Origin of the sequence: Wolbachia endosymbiont of Wuchereria bancrofti (assembly GCF_002204235.2) — a bacterium.
Classification (GTDB): domain Bacteria; phylum Pseudomonadota; class Alphaproteobacteria; order Rickettsiales; family Anaplasmataceae; genus Wolbachia.
Window position 1 is genome coordinate 1 of sequence record NZ_NJBR02000030.1, and the last position, 2,718, is coordinate 2,718.

Genomic DNA, 2,718 nt, shown 5'->3' on the forward strand with positions numbered 1-2,718 from the left:
CAAAAGGTCTAACAAAGATGAAGGGGTTACATTACTAAATAACCCAGCTTATCGTGAAAAGTATAGGGAACGTTTTGATGAAGCCCAGAAAAAAGTTATGGATATGGTTCAGTTTTATGATGGGACAATAATATTAATAGAAAATAAAATTGCTATGTATTATTACGCTTGGCACAGTAAAAAAAGAGAGTTTGAGCGTAAAAAACAACAAGCAGTGATGAAAGACGATGGGTCAGTATAGAGTCTTTGTATGATAGGCTACAGTGGTATCATTTCACTATAGCTTTTTCATATAGCCTGTCTATCACGTTAGTAAAGTATTCTTGCGCTTTGTATCCTTCGTGCCTAATTTTATTAGGCTCTATGTATGATCTATCGTTGTTAAGCTTGATGAAAAATATCGGAGTGGCCATAACGCCAAGCTTATTAATTGCTAGTGATTTATCATTTATGATTTTATCCATTACCTCCTTATCGTTAATACATCGGTTAAATGTATCTTGCTTTAAGTTGCTTAGTGCCGCCACTTTCTGTAACACAGTTAAGTCACTTAAATTAGAGTAATTCCATGAGTCTATCGAATTAAAAATAGCTTTATTAAAATTAAAATAGTCTTCTTGCTTCTCATAGCAACAACTTAGCATTGCAGCTTTCAGTCCTCTATAATCTAAAGGGAAATGACGGAATATATATAGCATCTTACCTGTATCTATATATTTCTTTTTAATTTCAGGAAAAACTTCTCTATGAAAAAGAGAACAATGATAACAAGTGAGCGAAGCATATTCTATCATTAGAATTGGTGCTTTGGAATCTCCTAATAATTTATCATCAGGCAACGGTGATAGTAGTTCTTTTGGTGTTATTTCATTAATTTTTTGAATATACTGGTTGTTGGATAAGTCCTGCTTAATAACTGCATAAGAATTAACACTTATAAAGACCAATAAAAATAATAATCTAAAAATCATCATAATACAAATATTTAACTTACTAAATAATTACGTATTTATATCAATAATGTCAAGATAACTTTTTCTTAGCAAGGCTCTCAACTCTGTCTTTGAACGCAGCAATTATTTTACTTTGTGTATATTTATATATTGAATTTAATAAAATGGAAAACGAGTTGGATTTAAATTCAAACTCTATACAAAACTTCACCATAGTTTTCTTTTCATCTATAGAAATGAATCTCCATTCATTGTATAAATGTTTAAATATTCCATTTGATGATACTGCTTTTATCCAACCTTCATTAGTCCCACTCGGAGAAAGAAAGGTTATCTTCGACGTATATCTTCCCTTAATCCCATGAAAAGCTGCTAAGAGATCCACAACCATCTGGTTATCAATTTTCTCCTTTAAGTAAACAGCTTTGCACCAAGGAACAAAATCAGCATACTTCTCAACATCAATTACAACCTGGAATACTTCATTAGGTAAACAGAAGAAAATACCTTGTTCTTTGTAGTGGTGAAGCATAAGTTTAAACTAACTGGAACGGAATCCGTATCTACCGTTAGCCTTAGTAGACTCCTGAGACCTAAAGTTAAGGTGGGCATTACGTATCAATTTCAACGACGTTGATAGAGGCAATTCCCTTGACTAGAAATTATCGCTCGAGAAATTTAACTTAACTCATAACGTATAGAACAGACCCCTATAATTATAGCCGATTCACGTAAGGCGTGTCTATATGTATATTGCAGTCAGTGATAAATAGCTATTATTTAGCTTTTGTTAAATTTCACATTTTAAGTATCATAGTTAATAAACATATCTCATGAATATTATTAAACTTTTAATTATTGTTGTTTTCATTGCAATTTCTTCAAGAGCCTATACCAACTGTGCAGATCATAAAATTTTTGTGCATGCTATGAAGCAACAAGTAGGCAACATATCTATAAAGGAGAATAAAAAAGACCGGGAACGTGTATATAAAAAGCTTCAGGAAATCATTCAAAATAATGTTGATCTTAAAAAAATATCTCGATTTGTTATGGGAAAACATTGGACTTTGACTACTCAGGAAGAAAGAGAAGATTTCTTAAGAGAATATGAGATATATTTTACACGTTTGTGTATCAAAATTTTATATAAATATATGAATAATAGTGAAATGACCATAATGAGCTCAAGAGCAGTTGACGATGCAACTTGTTTAATTAGTACAAGATTTTTTTACAGCGATGAAGAATTCACAAATATTGATTTCAAAGTTACTAGAAATGTCAGTTCTTTCTTGATAAGTGATGTTGTAATGAATGGGATAAGCATTTCTATTAATCAACGTTCTCAATTCAGCGAAAAAATTGATACATATAGCATAGCACGTGTCATAGATGAATTAAAATATAACAACAATCTATGACATACATGCCTCATTAGGCTAAGCTGCTTGGTAGCAGGCCAAAAGATTTTTCTCTTGATCTTATAAAAGGTTTTCTTAACAAACTAGACAATCTTGAAAAAAATACCGCCTATAATCCATATAGCTGGAGCCAATGGAAAAGGTTCAACATTATCATTTGTAAGATACACAATGCAGGTAGCAGGGTATGAGGTTCACGTATATACTTCTCCACATTCAGTGAATTCTAATAAAAGAATAGTTGTTGTAGGTGGTTATATCGAATATAATAAATTATATAGTTTACTATAGAAGAACGCCACACCGTAATTGCAGATCAACCTATCACTTTGTCGAAGCTA

General features: G+C 31.6%; 4 protein-coding genes, 1 other RNA gene and 1 pseudogene. 3 read left to right on the top strand and 3 right to left on the bottom strand.

Annotated features, from left to right (window positions below):
* The coding region (locus tag CCY16_RS02120; protein WP_088414599.1) for a DUF2671 domain-containing protein at nucleotides 1-241 on the top strand (241 nt) is incomplete at its 5' end.
* A 28-nt stretch (nucleotides 242-269) separates the two neighbouring features.
* On the opposite strand, the gene CCY16_RS02125 is transcribed toward CCY16_RS02120, so the two are convergent.
* The 3 genes from CCY16_RS02125 to ssrS all read right to left on the bottom strand — a co-directional run bounded on the left by CCY16_RS02125 (nucleotide 270) and on the right by ssrS (nucleotide 1,665).
* Entirely contained in the window at nucleotides 270-971 is a 702-nt protein-coding gene (locus CCY16_RS02125) for a thioredoxin domain-containing protein (RefSeq protein ID WP_088414600.1), read from the bottom strand.
* 52 nt (nucleotides 972-1,023) lie between these two features.
* The gene (locus CCY16_RS02130) at nucleotides 1,024-1,485 is read right to left on the bottom strand and encodes a type II toxin-antitoxin system RatA family toxin (protein ID WP_088414602.1); all 462 of its coding nucleotides are present in this window, start codon (nucleotides 1,483-1,485) and stop codon (nucleotides 1,024-1,026) included.
* Nucleotides 1,486-1,503: 18 nt separating this feature from the next.
* Nucleotides 1,504-1,665, bottom strand: a non-coding RNA gene (gene ssrS / locus CCY16_RS02135) — 6S RNA.
* 121 nt (nucleotides 1,666-1,786) lie between these two features.
* On the opposite strand from ssrS, the gene CCY16_RS02140 reads away from it, so the two are divergent.
* The gene (locus CCY16_RS02140; protein ID WP_088414604.1) at nucleotides 1,787-2,377 is read left to right on the top strand and encodes an MlaC/ttg2D family ABC transporter substrate-binding protein; all 591 of its coding nucleotides are present in this window, start codon (nucleotides 1,787-1,789) and stop codon (nucleotides 2,375-2,377) included.
* Nucleotides 2,378-2,400: 23 nt separating this feature from the next.
* Nucleotides 2,401-2,718, top strand: a pseudogene (locus tag CCY16_RS06795) (bifunctional folylpolyglutamate synthase/dihydrofolate synthase); the annotation flags it as partial.

What these genes read in the sequence shown, in the direction of transcription:
- CCY16_RS02125 (WP_088414600.1), bottom strand. Translation starts at nt 971, where the DNA reads ATGATTTTTAGATTATTATTTTTATTGGTCTTTATAAGTGTTAATTCT.
- CCY16_RS02130 (WP_088414602.1), bottom strand. Translation starts at nt 1,485, where the DNA reads ATGCTTCACCACTACAAAGAACAAGGTATTTTCTTCTGTTTACCTAAT.
- CCY16_RS02140 (WP_088414604.1), top strand. Translation starts at nt 1,787, where the DNA reads ATGAATATTATTAAACTTTTAATTATTGTTGTTTTCATTGCAATTTCT.